Origin of the sequence: Microvirga aerilata, from assembly GCF_016743775.1 — a bacterium.
Classification (GTDB): Bacteria; Pseudomonadota; Alphaproteobacteria; order Rhizobiales; family Beijerinckiaceae; genus Microvirga; species Microvirga aerilata.
Genome location: NZ_JAEQMY010000001.1, coordinates 81517 through 96757, shown reverse-complemented (window position 1 = coordinate 96757; position 15241 = coordinate 81517). Strand labels below are relative to the sequence as shown.

Here is a 15241-nt window from a genome sequence, read left to right as displayed (position 1 = left end):
GGAAATAGATTTACGACACTCTGCGGCGGCTGACGGCGATATTTGCCACTAGGTCTGTGATGTGCCCGATAGAGGCAGTTGCGAGAGAAGGGCGCTCCTTCTTGCCCTTGTCGTTGCGGGGAGCCGGGGCAACGGCGCTTGAGAAGCCGAGCTTCGCCGCCTCCTTCAGGCGCGCCTGCTCCTGGGCGACCGGCCGTATCGCGCCGGAGAGGCCCATTTCGCCGAAATAGACCGTGTCCGGCGGCAGGGGATTGCCGGACAGGGACGAGACCAGGGCTGCGGCTGCCGCAAGGTCCGCTGCGGGTTCCGTGATGCGCAGGCCGCCGGCGACGTTGAGGTAGACGTCGTGCATGCCGAGCTTCAGGCCGCCATGGGCCTCCAGCACCGCGAGCACCATGGACAGCCGGCTCTGGTCCCAGCCGACGACCGCCCGGCGCGGGGTGCCGAGGGACGAGGGGGCGACGAGGGCCTGGATTTCCACGAGCAGCGGGCGCGTGCCCTCCATGCCGGCGAACACCGCCGTTCCGGCGGTTGCCATGTCGCGGCCGGCCAGAAACAACTCGGAGGGGTTCGGCACTTCCCGCAGGCCCTGGTCGGACATCTCGAACACGCCGATCTCGTCGGTGGGGCCGAAGCGGTTCTTCACCGCGCGCATGATCCGGAAATGGTGGCCCGTATCGCCCTCGAAGGACACCACCGCGTCCACCATGTGCTCCACGACGCGGGGGCCGGCGATCTGGCCGTCCTTGGTCACGTGGCCCACGAGGATCACGGCCGTGCCGGTTGTCTTGGCGAAGCGGATAAGCGCCTGCGCCGAGCCGCGCACCTGGGTCACGGTTCCGGGTGCCGATTCCACCGTTTCGGTCCACATGGTCTGGATCGAGTCGATGATGGCGAGCGCCGGCGGGCGGCCCTGGCTCAAGGTGGCGATGATGTCCTCGACATTGGTCTCGGAGGCGAGCTCGACCGGCGCCTGACCGAGCCCCAGGCGCTCGGCGCGCAGGCGCACCTGCGCCACCGCCTCCTCGCCTGAGATGTAAGCCACGCGCTCGCCCCGAAGGGCGAGGGCCGCCGAGGCCTGCATCAGGAGGGTCGACTTTCCGATGCCCGGGTCGCCGCCCAGCAGAATGATGGAGCCGTGCACGAAGCCGCCGCCGGTGACCCGGTCGAGCTCGGCGATGCCGGAGGGCGTGCGCGGCGCTTCCTTGGTCTCCCCCTGGAGACCCTCGAGCGGGAAGATCCGGCCTTTGGCGCGAGACGGACGCGTGGCGACGGGCCCTGCCATGGGGCTTGCGGAGCCGGCTTCCTCGACAATGGTGTTCCAGCCGCCGCAGGCCTCGCACTTGCCTTTCCAGCGGTTGTAGACCGCGCCGCATTCCTGGCACGTAAAGGCGGGATGACGCTGCTTGGCCATCAGCCGGCATCCCCGCTGTAGGTGCGGGCGTAGCGGGATCCCAGGTTGGTCAGGATCTCGTATCCGATGGTGCCGGCGCGGCGGCCGACCTCGTCCAGCGTCAGCTCGCCCCCGATGAGGGTGACGGGATCGCCGCGCTTCACCTGGGCCTCGGGCACGTCGGTCACATCCACCGCAAGCAGATCCATGGAGACGTTGCCGGCAAACGGGCAGCGCTGCCCCGCCACGAGAGCCACCCCGGCAAGCAGCTCCTCGCCGCTCTTGCCGCGCGCGCTGGAGGAGCGCGGGTAGCCGTCAGCGTAGCCCACCGAGATGGTGGCGATGCGGCGTTTGCTCAGGGCCAGCCAGCGGCCGTTGTACCCGACCGTATGCTCCGCCTCGACCCAGCGCAGCTGCACGATCCGGCCCTCGAGGCCGATGACGGGGCGCATGGGGTTGTCCAGGTCAGGCGTCGGGTTGCCGCCGTAGAGCGCATAGCCGGGGCGCACCAAGTCGTAGTGCGGCTTGTCGCGCAGGAAGATGCCGGAGGAGTTCGACAGCGATGCCGGCACGTGAGGCAGCGACGACCTGACTGCCTCGAAGGCCTCCGCCTGCTGCCGGTTGAGCGGATTGTCGCTTTCCTCGGCGCTGACGAAATGGCTCATGAGCAGAGCCGTCTCGAAATCCTGCAGCGCGGCCGTGTCCTTCAGCATCAGGCCCTGCGGCACGGTGAGCCCCAGCCGGTTCATTCCCGTGTCCACATGGATCGCGGCCTTGAGCCTGTGGTTCTGGGAACGGCAGAAGCCTGCCCATTCCTCGATCTCCTCGAAGGAACCGAGAACCGGGCGCAGATCGTGCTCCGCGTAGGAGGGAGCGGTGCCGGGAAGGAGCCCGTTCAGCACATAGATCGTGGCATCGTACGCGACGGCGCGGGCGCGCACGGCCTCGCTCAGATGCGCCACGAAGAACGTGCGGCAGCCCGCCCTGCCGAGGGCCGGCACGGCCTTCTCGATGCCCGTGCCGTAGGCGTTCGCCTTCACCACGGCCGCGGTCTCGGCCCCGCCTGCGGCGTCGCGCAGGGCGCGCCAGTTCGCCGCCAGGGCGTCCAGGTCGATATGCAGGACGCCGCCGGCGCCGCTCGCAGGGATGGGGGCGGTCAGGTTGGTGTGAGAGTGAAGCTCGGTCAATCGCCAATCCGTTCAGGGAGTTTGTCTTCATCCGCAAGGTTGGTGAAGCGGGTGATGTCGGCCTGGAAGGCCAGCTGCACGGTGCCCGTGGGGCCGTGACGCTGCTTGCCGATGATCACCTCGGCCTTGCCATGCACCTGGTCCATTTCCGTCTGCCACTTGAAGTATTCCTCGGTGCCGGGTTTCGGCTCCTTGTTCTTAAGATAGTACTCCTCGCGGTAAACGAACATGACCACGTCGGCGTCCTGCTCGATCGAGCCCGATTCACGAAGGTCGGAGAGCTGCGGCCTCTTGTCGTCGCGGGACTCCACCTGACGGGAGAGCTGGGACAGGGCGATGAGCGGAACCGACAGCTCCTTGGCCAGCGCCTTGAGGCCGGTGGTGATCTCGGTGAGCTCCTGCACCCGGTTCTCGCCCTTCTTGGAGGAGCCCGAGAGGAGCTGGAGGTAGTCGACGATGAGAACGTCGAGGCCGCGCTGGCGCTTGAGGCGCCGGGCGCGGGCGGTGAGCTGGGCAATGGAGATGCCGCCGGTCTGGTCGATGTAGAAGGGGATCGACTGCATCTCGCGAGCAGCTTCCGTGATCTTGTAGAAGTCGTCCTCGCGCATGTCGCCGCGGCGGATCTTGTAGGACGGCACGCCCGATTGCTCCGCGATGATACGCGTCGCCAGCTGCTCCGCCGACATTTCCAGGGAGAAGAAGCCGACGATGCCGCCATTGACGGTTTTCAGGTGTCCGTCCTGCTGCTTCTCGGCCCTGTAGGCCTTGGCGATGTTGAACGCGATGTTCGTGACGAGCGAGGTCTTGCCCATGGCCGGACGTCCGGCCAGGATGATCAGGTCGGACGGCTGGAGGCCGCCGAGGGACTTGTCGAGATCGACAAGCCCCGTCGAGACGCCGGACAATGCGCCCTCGCGCTTGTAGGCGGCGGCCGCCATGTCGATAGCGGCGGTGAGCGCATCGGAGAAGCGCTGGAAGCCCCCGTCGGCGCGGCCCGTCTCGGCGATGGCGTAGAGACGCCGTTCCGCCTCCTCGATCTGCTCGCGCGGTGAGTTCTCCACCGGGGCGTCGAAGGCGTTGTTGACGATGTCCTCGCCGATATTGATCAGGTTCCGGCGCACCGCGAGGTCGTAGATGGTCCGGCCGTAATCCTCGGCGTTGATGACCGTGGTCGCCTCGGCGGCGAGGCGGGCGAGGTACTGGGAGACGGTGATGCCGCCCAGGTCCTGGTCGCCCAGGAACGTTTTCATGGTGATCGGGGTCGCCACCTTGCCGGCCTTGATCAGGCTCGTCGCCACCTCATAGATGCGCCGGTGCAGGTCTTCGATGAAGTGGGCGGCCTCGAGGAAATCGGAGACGCGGTAATAGGCGTCGTTGTTCACCAGGATCGCGCCCAGCAGGGCCTGTTCGGCCTCGATGTTGCTGGGAGGCGTCCGAAACTGCGGCTCGGCAGCTTCGAGGCGGGCGATCAGGGCATTGGCGGTGGCCATCTGGCGCTCCGAAAACAGGAAAGGGTTAGAGTCTCTTAGACCGCAAATGGTGTCCTAAAGGTTGCCGGGCAGACACGAAGCCGAACCTTGGCGTGATCTGTCCTCGCTGTCCTCGATTCTCACACCGTTCATCTTTTCGCAGGCGCCATGGCTTGACTCTCCGGCAGCCCCGAAACCCAAAGAAAAACGCTCCCCGTCGAATCGACGGAGAGCGCTAATTTAGAACAAATCGAGAACTAGAACAAGCGGTCGAGCTTGATCGCTTTCCTGTCACACCGGCAAACAGAGTGCGGCAAGGGGATTCACCATTGAGCGCTCTGGCTATGGATCCCCGTCCCGTCCGCTGACGCTACGGCCGGTGACGACGGAAGCGGCTTAGGCCTCGTCGTCGCCGCCGGCTTCGGCAAGAGCTGCGCCGACCTCGAGGCCGAGATCGTCGAGATCCAGCTCGTCACGGGTGGTGACGGCCTCGCCGCGCGCCTGACGCTCGGCTTCCTCGGGGCTGCGGGCGACGTTGATCGTCACCTGAACCTCGACCTCCGGATGGAGGGCGACCGGGACCGTGTGAAGGCCGATGGTCTTGATCGGCTGGTTGAGCGCAATCTGGTTGCGGTCCACCGTGAAGCCGTTCTGGGTCATGATCTCGGCCAGGTCGCGGGTGGACACCGAGCCGTAGAGCACGCCGGTCTCGCCCGACTGGCGCAGGATGATGAAGCTCTGGCCGTTCAGCTTCTCGCCGACAGCCTCCGCGTCTTTGCGGCGCTCCAGGTTGGTGGCCTCGAGCTGGGCGCGCTGGGTCTCGAAATGCTTCTTGTTGCCCTCCGTGGCGCGCAGAGCCTTGCCGCGCGGCAGGAGGAAGTTGCGTGCATAGCCGGAGCGGACCTTTACGGTCTCGCCCATCTGGCCGAGCTTTGCGACGCGCTCGAGAAGGATCACTTCCATGGTTTTCTCCTTTAGGTTCGTGATCAGGCAGAAAGGGTTGGTGGCTGTTTCGGCCTGCTGCCGCCGAAGCGGCGACGCAGGCCGAAGGTCGTGTCGGCCAAGCCGAACAGGGCAAGGGCAACCATCAGGATGCCCTGGGTGACGAAGACGAGCACATAGAGTGTCGACAGAATGAAGGCGCGGCCGGACTTGCCTCGGGTCCGGTCATGGATGGCGGCAAGGCCCTGCAGGGCAAAGGCCATGAGGAAGGCCCCCGACAGGGCCATTCCCAGCACGCCGATGAACCCGTCCACGGTTGCCATCACGAGGGCGACGATCAGGACCACCCCGGCGGCCCGCGGCATCGCGAGTTCCGGCACCGGCGCCCAGGGGCGCGGCAGCCGCTTGGAGGCCTGGACGATTCGGGCGGCCGCCCAGAGATAAAGCGCCAACACGGTGGCAAAGCCCTGGGCCGACAGGAAAGGCGTCAGCCGGGTCAACAGACCGATCAGCTGCTCGCGGGTGTCGGCATCGAGGCCCTCGGGCCCGGCGGGCGCGAACTGGGCGTTCACGAAGGCTTCGGACACGCTGCGGGCGCTCTGGTGGAAGGCCGCGTAGTCGCCGCCCGTGGACAGCAGGCCGGCGGCAGCGATGGTGAGCGCGGCCGTGGCTGCAACCCAGGCCAGGAGGCGCCCGACCGGGTACCATTCCATGGCGCCGTCGGCATCGGGGCGCCCGAGCAGGGCCAGATAGGACAGCCACCAGGCGGGCAGGGCCGTGATGAGCGCAAAGCCAAGCCCGCTGAGCGGCGACAGGAAGACCGCGATGGCAAGCCCGCCTACGACGGCCGCGACGAGGCCGGAGCGGTGATCCCAGCCAAGGGACACGATCAGAACGGGGATGGGGGCAAGGAGATACAACAGGGCCGCAAGCGGTGTCGCCTTGACGATCACCGCGGTCAGGAGGGCTGAAACGAGCCCTGCGCCTATGCCTGTTGCAACAAAATTCATGGTCTCGCTGTCCCGCTGCTCACCGGCAGGGTTAGGGGCGGCTGGCCCCAACTGACCCGGCGGGTTCTCACCGCTGGGCGATCTGGTAGGGAGACGGGCCGCGGAGGGCGGCCCGTCGAGGTCTTGCTTAGCGGATCACGTAGGGCAGGAGGCCCAGGAAGCGGGCGCGCTTGATCGCCTGGGCGAGCTCGCGCTGCTTCTTGGCCGACACGGCCGTGATGCGGGACGGAACGATCTTGCCGCGCTCGGAGATGTAGCGGGACAGGAGCTTCGTGTCCTTGTAGTCGATCTTCGGCGCGTTCGGGCCGGAGAACGGGCAGGTCTTGCGACGACGGAAGAACGGACGGCGACCGCCGCCGGCTGCGCCACCAGTAGCACCAAATGCCATGATTAAGCCTCCTCGCCTTCGTTGCCGCCTTCGAAGCTGCCGCCGTCGCGCTCACGGCGCTCCCGGTCCTTGCGCTCGTCGCGGTCACGCTTCTGCATCATCACGGACGGCTCGGTCTCGAGCTCTTCCACCTTGATGGTCATGAAGCGAAGGATGTCTTCGTTGATGCGCATCTGACGTTCCATCTCGGCAACCGCCGGAGCGGGAGCGTTGAGGTTGAACATCGTGAAGTGCGCCTTGCGGTTCTTCTTGATGCGGTAGGCGAGGGACTTCACGCCCCACATCTCGGTCTTGTCGACGCTGCCGCCATTCTGCTCGATGACGCCCTTGTACTGGTCGACCATAGCCTCGACCTGCTGCGGGGTGACATCCTGGCGAGCCATGAAGATATGCTCATAGAGAGGCATAGTGGGCCTTTCTCAGGGTTTGAGGACAAGCCTTGCACTGTTTTGACGAGTGTCTCGGCCGTTTCGCGCATCCGATCGGCGCCAAGCCCTTCGAGCCTGCAAGGCCCGAGCGATTGTCGAAGGCGGAGACACGGGACGACGGGTTCGCAAAAACCCTGCATGGCCAAGCCACACCGTCCGTTCAGCCCCCGGCCGGAGCGAACGCGAAGCGGGGGCTATAGTCGATTTGGGCCGGGAATGCAAATGGGGAATGCAAACGCGTCGGTGCGCCGTCATCACCGGCCTCGTGCCGGTGATCCCGATGCTCAAGGGCGCCGCATTCCTCGAAACGGGGTGGCCGGGACCGTTCCCCGGGCGGCCATGAAGGGAAGGTTGTCATGCGCAGGCCGAGCCGCAGTCGAGGGAAGGGACACGGGTGTTGAGGCTGCGAGTGGATTCCCTTCCCCTCCGCTTTCGCTCCGGCCGGGAATGACACCGAGGTGAGTGCTCCGCTGTCATCCCCGGCGGTCCGAAAGGACCGGGAAGGGGATCCACTTCCACGCTCAGCACTATGGATTCCCTTCTCCTCCGCTACGCTCCGGCCGGGAATGACACTGAGGTGAGTGTGTAAGGCCAGCGCTACGCTGTCATCCCCGGCGAGCGCAGCGAGGGAAGGGGATCCACGCCCAAGCCCAGCGCCACGGATTCCCCACCCGATCCCACGGACCGCGGGGCTGACGCAGCGCGTCGATTTGCCGTTGATAGCGCCGCCGGACGGCGCGAGAACTCTGGTCAATCGGCCCGTCTAGGCTAAAACACCCTTATGAAAGCTCCTCCTCTTCGCCTTGGCGTCAACATCGACCATGTCGCGACCGTGCGGAACGCCCGCGGCGGCGCCTACCCTGACCCGATCCGGGCCGCCCATCTGGCGGTTCTCGCCGGGGCCGATGGGATCACGGCCCACCTGCGCGAGGACCGGCGGCATATCCGGGACGAGGACATGGAGCGCCTCAAGCGCCAGCTCTTCGTGCCGCTGAACTTCGAGATGGCGGCGACCACGGAGATGGTGGGTCTCGCCACAAGGCTGCACCCCCATGCGGCCTGCCTCGTTCCCGAGAAGCGGGAGGAGCGCACCACCGAAGGGGGGCTCGACATCATCGGCGGCCATGCCCATCTGCGTCCTGTCATTCAGGAGCTGAAAGGCGAGGGCATCAGGGTGTCCCTTTTCGTCGAACCGGAGATCGCCGTCATGGACGCAGCCTGCGACCTGGGGGCTCCCGTGGTGGAGCTTCACACGGGCACCTACTGCGAGGCCGTGGTCGAAGGCGACGGGGCCAGGATCGCCCACGAGCTGGAGCGCCTGCGCCGGGCTGCCGAACATGGCGCGAAAATCGGCCTCGAGATCCATGCCGGTCACGGCCTCGCCCTCGATTCGGTTCGCCCGGTCGCGGCCATCCCCCAGATCGTGGAGCTCAACATCGGCCATTCCCTTATCGGCGAGGCCATCTTCCTCGGGCTCGACGAGGCGGTGCGGGCCATGCGCGCCGCCATGGACGAGGGCCGGGCACAGGTGGCGGCATGATTCTGGGCATCGGATCCGACCTCTGCGACATCCGCCGCATCGAAAAGTCGATCGAGCGCTTCGGCGACCGCTTCACCCACCGGGTCTTCACCGAGGGCGAGAGGGCCAGGAGCGACCGCCGCGCCGCCCGTGCCCCGTCCTATGCCCGCCGCTTCGCCGCCAAGGAGGCCTGCGCCAAGGCCCTCGGCACAGGCCTGAGCCACGGGGTGTTCTGGCGGGACATGGAGGTGGTCAATCTCCCCGGCGGACGCCCGACGCTGCGCCTGACCGGCGGGGCGCTGGAGCGCCTTCAGGCCATGACGCCGGAGGGCCACAAGGCGGTGGTGCATGTCACGCTGACGGACGATCCGCCCATGGCTCAAGCCTTCGTGATCATCGAGGCCCTGCCGGCGTGAGGAGACGCTGCGTTGCGGCAGGGCACGCCATAGGTTAGAGGATTGCCGCGGCGGAACGGATCAAGGTCCGCCGGATGGGGCTGCGACAGCTAAAATTGATCGGGAGCGGTTTGCACTCGGGGCTGAGTGCAAACCGCTCCCGACTGCCTCAATCAGCGAGACGGCGCGAGCCGTCGTGTTTCGAAAGCATAGGTCGATAGACGTGAGCGACAAAACCGGCAAATACGTAGGCAGCAGCGTGAAGAATGACGAAGGCGGTCTCTGGGAGACGATCAAGGTGATCGTCCAAGCCCTCCTGATCGCGGTCGTGGTCCGCACCGTGCTCTTCCAGCCCTTCAACATCCCGTCGGGCTCCCTCATCCCGACCCTGCTGATCGGCGACTACCTGTTCGTGTCGAAGTACTCCTACGGGTACTCCAAGCATTCGATTCCCTTCAGCCCGGGCGTCTTCTCGGGCCGCATCTTCGGCTCCGAGCCCAAGCGGGGCGAGATCTCCGTCTTCAAGCTGCCGAAGGACAACTCCACCGACTACATCAAGCGGGTGATCGGCCTGCCCGGGGATCGGATCCAGGTGATCAGCGGCGTGCTGCACATCAACGGGCAGCCGATTCAGCGCGAGCGTGCCGAGGATTACAAGACCACGGACCTCTACGGACGCACCGTGAGCGTTCCCCGCTACAAGGAAACCCTGCCCGGCGGCGTGTCGTATTTCGTCATCGAGCGTGACGGGGACCGGGGCTACTGGGACAACACGAACGTCTACACGGTGCAGCCGGGCCATTTCTTCATGATGGGGGACAACCGGGACAACTCCACCGACTCCCGGGACGAGGCCAGCGTCGGTCAGGTGCCGTTCGAGAACTTGGTGGGCCGGGCCGAGATCATCTTCTTCTCGATCGACGAGACCGCATCCCTTTGGCGTCCCTGGGAATGGCCGCAGAAGATCCGCTGGAACCGTCTGTTCGAGAGGATTCGATAATCCGTGGCCCGCCGCAAGCCAGACCTCGAGGAGCTTCTGAAGAAGCTCGACTACCGCTTCGAAAAGCCTGAACTTCTCGAAGAGGCGCTCACCCATGTGAGCGCCCCTCAGGCAGGCGGGCAGAGCTACCAGCGGCTGGAGTTTCTCGGAGACCGGGTGCTCGGGCTCGCCATTGCCGAGCTTCTCCACAATACCTTTCCCAACGCCCCCGAGGGCGAGCTGTCCCGGCGGCTGGCGGAGCTGGTGCGGCGTGAAAGCTGCGCCGAGATCGCGGTTGCCTGGGATGTCGGCCCTCATCTGAAGCTGGGCGCCGGCGAGGCGCATTCAGGCGAGCGGCGCAATCCGACGATCCTGGCCGATGTGTGCGAGGCCATCATCGGGGCGGTCTTCCTCGACGGCGGGTACGAGGCCGCCAAAGGCCTCGTGGAGCGCTCGTTCCAGGAACTGGTGGATGCCCCCCGCCGCCCCTTGCGCGACCCGAAGAGCGCCCTTCAGGAATGGGCGCAGGGGCGGGGCCTTCCGCCCCCCAGCTATGCGGTGGTCGAGCAGACGGGGCCGGACCATGCGCCGAAGTTTCGGGTGATGGTGAAGGTCAAGGGCAGCGAAAGCGAGTTTGGGCTCGGCACATCCAAGAGAATCGCGGAACAGGCGGCGGCGCGAAGCCTTCTCTTGAAGGAAGGCGTCTGGACGGAGGAAGAGCATGGAACAGCCTGAGCAAACCGCCACGAAGGCCGGTTTCATCGCCCTCATCGGCGCGCCGAACGCGGGCAAGTCGACCCTGCTGAACTCGCTTGTCGGCTCCAAGGTCTCCATCGTGTCCCGCAAGGTGCAGACGACCAGGGCCCTGGTGCGCGGCATCGCCATCGAGGGCGAGGCGCAGCTCATCTTCGTGGACACCCCCGGCATCTTCAAGCCGAAGCGTCGGCTCGACCGGGCCATGGTCACCTCCGCCTGGGGCGGGGCAGGCGACGCGGATGTGATCGCTCTCCTGCTCGACGTCCGCAAGGGCATCGACGAGGAGGCCGAGGCGATCCTCGAGAAGCTGCCCGACCTCAAGCGCCCGAAGGTGCTGATCCTGAACAAGATCGATCTGATCGAGCGCTCGAAGCTGCTGGAGCTTGCGTCAAAGCTCAACGAGAAGGTGCCCTTCGCTCACACCTTCATGATTTCGGCCCTGAAGGGCGATGGGATCGAGACGCTGAAGCGGCAGCTTGCCGGGATGATGCCGGAAGGTCCCTGGCTCTACCCGGAGGACCAGATCTCCGATGCGCCCCTGCGGATGCTGGCGGCCGAGATCACCCGCGAGAAGATCTACGAGCGCCTGCACGAGGAACTGCCCTACCAGTCGACCGTCGAGACGGACCAGTGGCAGCCGCGCCCCGACGGCTCGGTGCGCATCGAGCAGACCGTGTTCGTGGAGCGGGACAGCCAGCGCAAGATCGTGCTCGGCAAGGGCGGGCAGACCATCAAAGCCATCGGGCAGGCCGCCCGCAAGGAGATCGCGGAGATTGCCGAGTCCCCGGTCCACCTCTTCATCTTCGTGAAGGTGCGGGAGAACTGGAGCGACGATCCGGAGCGCTATCGCGAGATGGGCCTGGAGTTCCCGCGGGGCGGTTAGGCGCCTGAGCGGCAAGCCTCCCGTTCAAGCCTTGTAGGCCGTTCTCAAGCCGCCCCAATGGCGGCCCAGGACGCGAATGGGGGCGTCCACCTCCTGCATCATCACGATCTTCCCGCCGCCCATGTCCCGGGCATAGGCCTGAACAGCGAAAGGCCTCGTGCTCCGAGCCGCCGTGATGCCGGCACGATCGTCGAAGATCCGCTTGTTTCGGGCATTCGCCGCGTTCCAAACCGGATCGCCCGTGCGCTGAGGCTGCGAGTAGATCCTGTTATGGACCGGGATGTAGCCGTTGCGGTCAATGGCCAGGCAGAAGGCCATGGTGGGGTCCGATGCAAGGACCTTCTCGAGGATCGGCGGCAGGAGCCTCCCGAAGACCGGCAGATAGGCCGTGCCGTATTGAACCGGGTCTGTGCCGGAGAGCAGCCTGTATTCCGTGTCGAAGACGGCGTCGCGGGTCACCGTCCCATCGGCCACCGCACGCTCGATGGCCGTCTCGACGTGGCGTGCGGTCTCCTGGGCGAGCAGGATGCGGGGGCGATAGGTTGCCTCCACCTGCGCGATGAAGCCGTCGATGCGGGTACGCGCTCCAGGATCTAGCCGATCGAAGGCGCAGTGAACACCCATGGGGCTCGCGGCGACGATCCGCATGCCGAAGCGGCCGGCGTTCTGAATCTCGATCTCCCCTCTTGAGCCCAACTCGATCCGTGTGCCCGCAACAGGAGCCAGAAGGACGCCGCCGTTGCTGACGTCGATCAGCCGCGAGGAGGCGGTGCGCCCGGAAATCCAGACCGTCGCAGGGTGGTCGACCGGGAATCGATCCGATTGACGCCTGTCGCCCAGTTCGCTCTGGCGGATTACCGTGACGAAACGCTGGCCCAGGGCCTTTGCGAGACCGTCGGCATTCTTGGTCGCCTGATCGGCCTGGTTGGCCCTGTGGCTCGCATTGAGCGAAATCGTGTCCACATCTCCGGCCCGGTTGCTCACCTGGCCAACGCTCGACGACGTCCTCGTGGCCAGGCGAGACACCTCGCCGATGGCCGAGTTCTGTTCCCCGACGGCGTTCCGGACCGTGTCGAACACCGGCCGGACGCTTTGAACGACATCGACGACCTCAGCCACGGCGCTCGTGGAAGCCTGAGCCGTTTCCCGCAGGCGGTCGATCCGCTGACGGATGTCGTCCGCAGCCCTTCCGGTTTCCATGGAAAGAACTTTCACTTCACTTGCCACCACCGCAAAGCCTCGCCCGGCCTCGCCAGCCCTCGCTGCCTCGATGGTGGCGTTGAGCGCCAGAAGATTGGTCTGACGTGCGACCGCCGAGATCGTATCGACGATGCCCACGATCTCCGATGTGGCGGCAGAGAGTTGCGTGATGAGGGCGCTGGCTTTCTGCGCCGCCTGCACGGCGCTGTCGATCCGCGTGCTCGCCTGATCCATTGCGCGCCCGATCTCGGCGGAGGTGACCGCCAGTTCCTCGGTCGAGGAGGCAAGCGAGAGGGTCTCGTCGGAAGCGGTTCTGCCCGACGAGGCAAGCTCCCCCGCATGGGTGCGGATCTCTGCCAGATCCTTCTCGACGGCCGCTACATCAGCCGCGGCCACGGCAATGGCCTGGGTCACGCCTTGGATCGCCCTTAGAACGTCAGCCTCCAACGAAGCGACGATCTCGGTGTCAAATTGCTTCTCTGGTGATGCCGGAACAGACGGTTCCGCCGGCGCAGCCGCATCGGGGCCAGCGGCAATAATCGTTTCTGGAGCGCGCCGCAGAATACTGAACATCGCCCGACTCTCATCCTTTTTGTGCTTAGCCTAACGTCATGTCAAAAGGTTAATGAAAGAAGAATACTTGAGCCCGCTCCTTCTAAGGTCGTACAGGACTGCCGGAAAGCGCAAGGTGCCTGCACGGCATCTCCCGCCACGAGGGGCTTCCAGAAACCGGCAGGAGAGCGCCAATTCCTTTGAAAATCCTTGCTTTGCATCGATTTCAGGCAGTTTCCCGACGCAACCAGATGGGATGTGAGGCTTTATCATGAGGGAACGATGAAAAGCCGAACAGCCTGTTGAGTAATCTTCCCCTGTAGCGTCAGTTTCAGCGTCGACGTCCTGGAGAGGCCATGAGCAGCCCTTCTGATCAGACGGCGCAAAGACGTCTCGCAGCTGTCCTTGCCGCTGACGTGGTAGGCTATTCCGATCTCATGTCCAAAGACGAGGAAGGCACGCTGGCTCGTCTTCGAGACCTGCGGCGGCAGGTGATCGAGCCAAGCATTCGCTCCCACCATGGGCGGCTGGTGAAAACCGTCGGGGATGGGTTCCTGGTCGAGTTCTCAAGTCCTGTGGAAGCCGTTCGATGTGCAGTGGATCTTCAGAAATCCGTCGCATCGACCTCGAGCAAAGAGGCGATGAGGCCGCTCCAGCTGCGCATCGGGATCAATATCGGCGACATTATGATCGAGGAGGACGGGGACATCTTTGGAGACGGAGTGAACATAGCCTCGCGCCTGCAGAAGATGGCGCTGCCAGGGGGCATCTGCCTGTCCGCGAAAGTCTATGAAGAGGTGAGGGACAAGCTTCCCTTCGAGTTCGAGGACCGCGGAGAGCATCGCTTCAAGAACATCGGAAGGCCCATCAAGGTCTATTGCCTTCTGGAAGGGCTGGACTCATCAGAAGCCTCAGGCGAGCGACGTTTCGTGCCGCCGGTCCTGAACCAGCCCTCAATCGCCGTTCTGCCCTTCGTCAACATCAGCAAGGATCCCGAGCAGGATTTTTTTGCCGACGGGATCGTCGAGGACATCATTGCAGCTCTGTCGCGCTTCAGATCCTTCTTCGTGATCGCCCGGAACTCGACCTACGCCTACAAGGGGCGATCCATAAACGTACAGCAGATCGGCCGCGAGCTCGGCGTGCGGTACGTGCTCGAAGGCAGCGTCAGACGTTCTGCCGATAGACTTCGCATTACGGCACAGTTGGTGGACGCCATGACCGGTGTTCATCTTTGGGCCGAACATTATGATGGGGTCGTGGCGGATGTCTTCGATCTGCAGGACCAGATCACGGCCAGCGTCGTGGGATCGATCCAACCCTCCATCCGAGCGGCCGAGATCGAGCGGGCAAGACGCAAGCGCCCCGAGAACCTGGACGCCTACGATCTGGTCATGCGGGCGCTTCCCTACGTATGGTCGTTGGAATACGAGGGAAACCGGGAGGCAGCAAGGCTGCTGGAAAAAGCTCTGCTCCTCGATCCCGGTTATCCGCTGGCTCTCTCCCTGGCAGCGTGGTGCCGGGGGCAGAGGATTGTCTACAACTGGTCCACGAATATCCGGGAGGACAAGCGCGAGACGTTGCGTCAGGCGCAGACGGCGGCCGCCCTCTGCCACGACGATCCCTTCATTTTGACGGTGCTGGGCGCAGCGCTGACGATCACGAAAGAATATCAGCGCGCCACCTTCATGCTGGATCGGGCTCTCTCATTGGATACGAACTCGGCGTGGGGGTGGAACCGCAGCGGATGGCTGCGCAACTACCAGGATGATCCAGAGGTCGCGATCCAGCATTTCGAGCGCTCGCTCCGCCTCAGCCCGTTCGATCCCATGGCGTTCAATTGCGAAATGGGAATTGGCTGCGCCCACTTCATTGCAAAGCGTTATGATCAGGCGACGCAGTGGCAGGAAAAGGCCCTTATGGCGAAGCCGACTGCGGCCTGGATCCACCGGACGCTTGCGCCGTCCTATTTCCTGGCCGGCGAGCTCGACAAGGCGCAGGAAAGCGTTGGGGAACTGCTCAAGGGATATCCAGGCATCACCGTCACGGACATTCTGCAAGCCATGGCCTTCAGCAAGGAAGCCATGAGCCGGTTCGCGGAAGGCCTGCGGCAGGCAGGCCTTCCGGAGTAAATCAGGAC

General features: G+C 65.0%; 14 protein-coding genes. 6 read left to right on the top strand and 8 right to left on the bottom strand.

The window, feature by feature from the left end; all coding sequences use genetic code 11:
- Nucleotides 1-10: 10 nt before the first annotated feature.
- The 7 genes from radA to rpsF form a co-directional block, all read right to left on the bottom strand.
- Nucleotides 11-1414 carry a DNA repair protein RadA gene (gene radA / locus JKG68_RS00455; protein WP_202055123.1) on the bottom strand — a complete coding sequence of 468 codons (1404 nt, stop codon included), beginning with the start codon at nucleotides 1412-1414 and terminating at the stop codon, nucleotides 11-13.
- Nucleotides 1414-2580 (bottom strand): alanine racemase, encoded by a 1167-nt coding sequence (gene alr / locus JKG68_RS00450; protein WP_376773091.1) that lies wholly within the window; start codon nucleotides 2578-2580, stop codon nucleotides 1414-1416. Before alr ends, radA begins: the two co-directional genes overlap by 1 nt.
- Nucleotides 2577-4070 (bottom strand): replicative DNA helicase, encoded by a 1494-nt coding sequence (locus JKG68_RS00445; RefSeq protein WP_202055122.1) that lies wholly within the window; start codon nucleotides 4068-4070, stop codon nucleotides 2577-2579. Before JKG68_RS00445 ends, alr begins: the two co-directional genes overlap by 4 nt.
- 375 nt (nucleotides 4071-4445) lie before the next feature.
- The gene (rplI, locus tag JKG68_RS00440) at nucleotides 4446-5012 is read right to left on the bottom strand and encodes a 50S ribosomal protein L9 (RefSeq protein ID WP_202055121.1); all 567 of its coding nucleotides are present in this window, start codon (nucleotides 5010-5012) and stop codon (nucleotides 4446-4448) included.
- Nucleotides 5013-5035: 23 nt separating this feature from the next.
- On the bottom strand, nucleotides 5036-6001 hold the full coding sequence (locus JKG68_RS00435; RefSeq protein WP_202055120.1) for a DUF2232 domain-containing protein: 966 nt from the start codon (nucleotides 5999-6001) through the stop codon (nucleotides 5036-5038).
- A gap of 127 nt (nucleotides 6002-6128) precedes the next feature.
- A complete protein-coding gene (gene rpsR, locus JKG68_RS00430) occupies nucleotides 6129-6389 on the bottom strand; it encodes a 30S ribosomal protein S18 (protein WP_036353512.1) in 261 nt (86 codons plus the stop codon).
- Nucleotides 6390-6391: 2 nt separating this feature from the next.
- Nucleotides 6392-6796 carry a 30S ribosomal protein S6 gene (rpsF, locus tag JKG68_RS00425; protein ID WP_202055119.1) on the bottom strand — a complete coding sequence of 135 codons (405 nt, stop codon included), beginning with the start codon at nucleotides 6794-6796 and terminating at the stop codon, nucleotides 6392-6394.
- A gap of 802 nt (nucleotides 6797-7598) precedes the next feature.
- Here rpsF and JKG68_RS00420 point away from each other — a divergent pair.
- From JKG68_RS00420 to era, 5 genes are all read left to right on the top strand, one after another.
- Entirely contained in the window at nucleotides 7599-8357 is a 759-nt protein-coding gene (locus JKG68_RS00420; RefSeq protein WP_202055118.1) for a pyridoxine 5'-phosphate synthase, read from the top strand.
- On the top strand, nucleotides 8354-8752 hold the full coding sequence (gene acpS / locus JKG68_RS00415) for a holo-ACP synthase (protein ID WP_202055117.1): 399 nt from the start codon (nucleotides 8354-8356) through the stop codon (nucleotides 8750-8752). Before JKG68_RS00420 ends, acpS begins: the two co-directional genes overlap by 4 nt.
- Before the next feature lie 202 nt (nucleotides 8753-8954).
- On the top strand, nucleotides 8955-9731 hold the full coding sequence (lepB, locus tag JKG68_RS00410; RefSeq protein ID WP_376773090.1) for a signal peptidase I: 777 nt from the start codon (nucleotides 8955-8957) through the stop codon (nucleotides 9729-9731).
- Between the two features lie 3 nt (nucleotides 9732-9734).
- The gene (gene rnc, locus JKG68_RS00405; protein WP_202055115.1) at nucleotides 9735-10445 is read left to right on the top strand and encodes a ribonuclease III; all 711 of its coding nucleotides are present in this window, start codon (nucleotides 9735-9737) and stop codon (nucleotides 10443-10445) included.
- The gene (era, locus tag JKG68_RS00400; protein ID WP_202055114.1) at nucleotides 10432-11349 is read left to right on the top strand and encodes a GTPase Era; all 918 of its coding nucleotides are present in this window, start codon (nucleotides 10432-10434) and stop codon (nucleotides 11347-11349) included. The genes rnc and era overlap by 14 nt, the downstream gene beginning before the upstream one ends.
- A gap of 24 nt (nucleotides 11350-11373) precedes the next feature.
- Here the strand turns inward: era and JKG68_RS00395 are convergent, their stop codons facing one another.
- Nucleotides 11374-13122 carry a methyl-accepting chemotaxis protein gene (locus JKG68_RS00395; protein WP_202055113.1) on the bottom strand — a complete coding sequence of 583 codons (1749 nt, stop codon included), beginning with the start codon at nucleotides 13120-13122 and terminating at the stop codon, nucleotides 11374-11376.
- Between the two features lie 335 nt (nucleotides 13123-13457).
- On the opposite strand from JKG68_RS00395, the gene JKG68_RS00390 reads away from it, so the two are divergent.
- Nucleotides 13458-15233 (top strand): adenylate/guanylate cyclase domain-containing protein, encoded by a 1776-nt coding sequence (locus tag JKG68_RS00390; protein ID WP_202055112.1) that lies wholly within the window; start codon nucleotides 13458-13460, stop codon nucleotides 15231-15233.
- Nucleotides 15234-15241 lie beyond the last annotated feature (8 nt).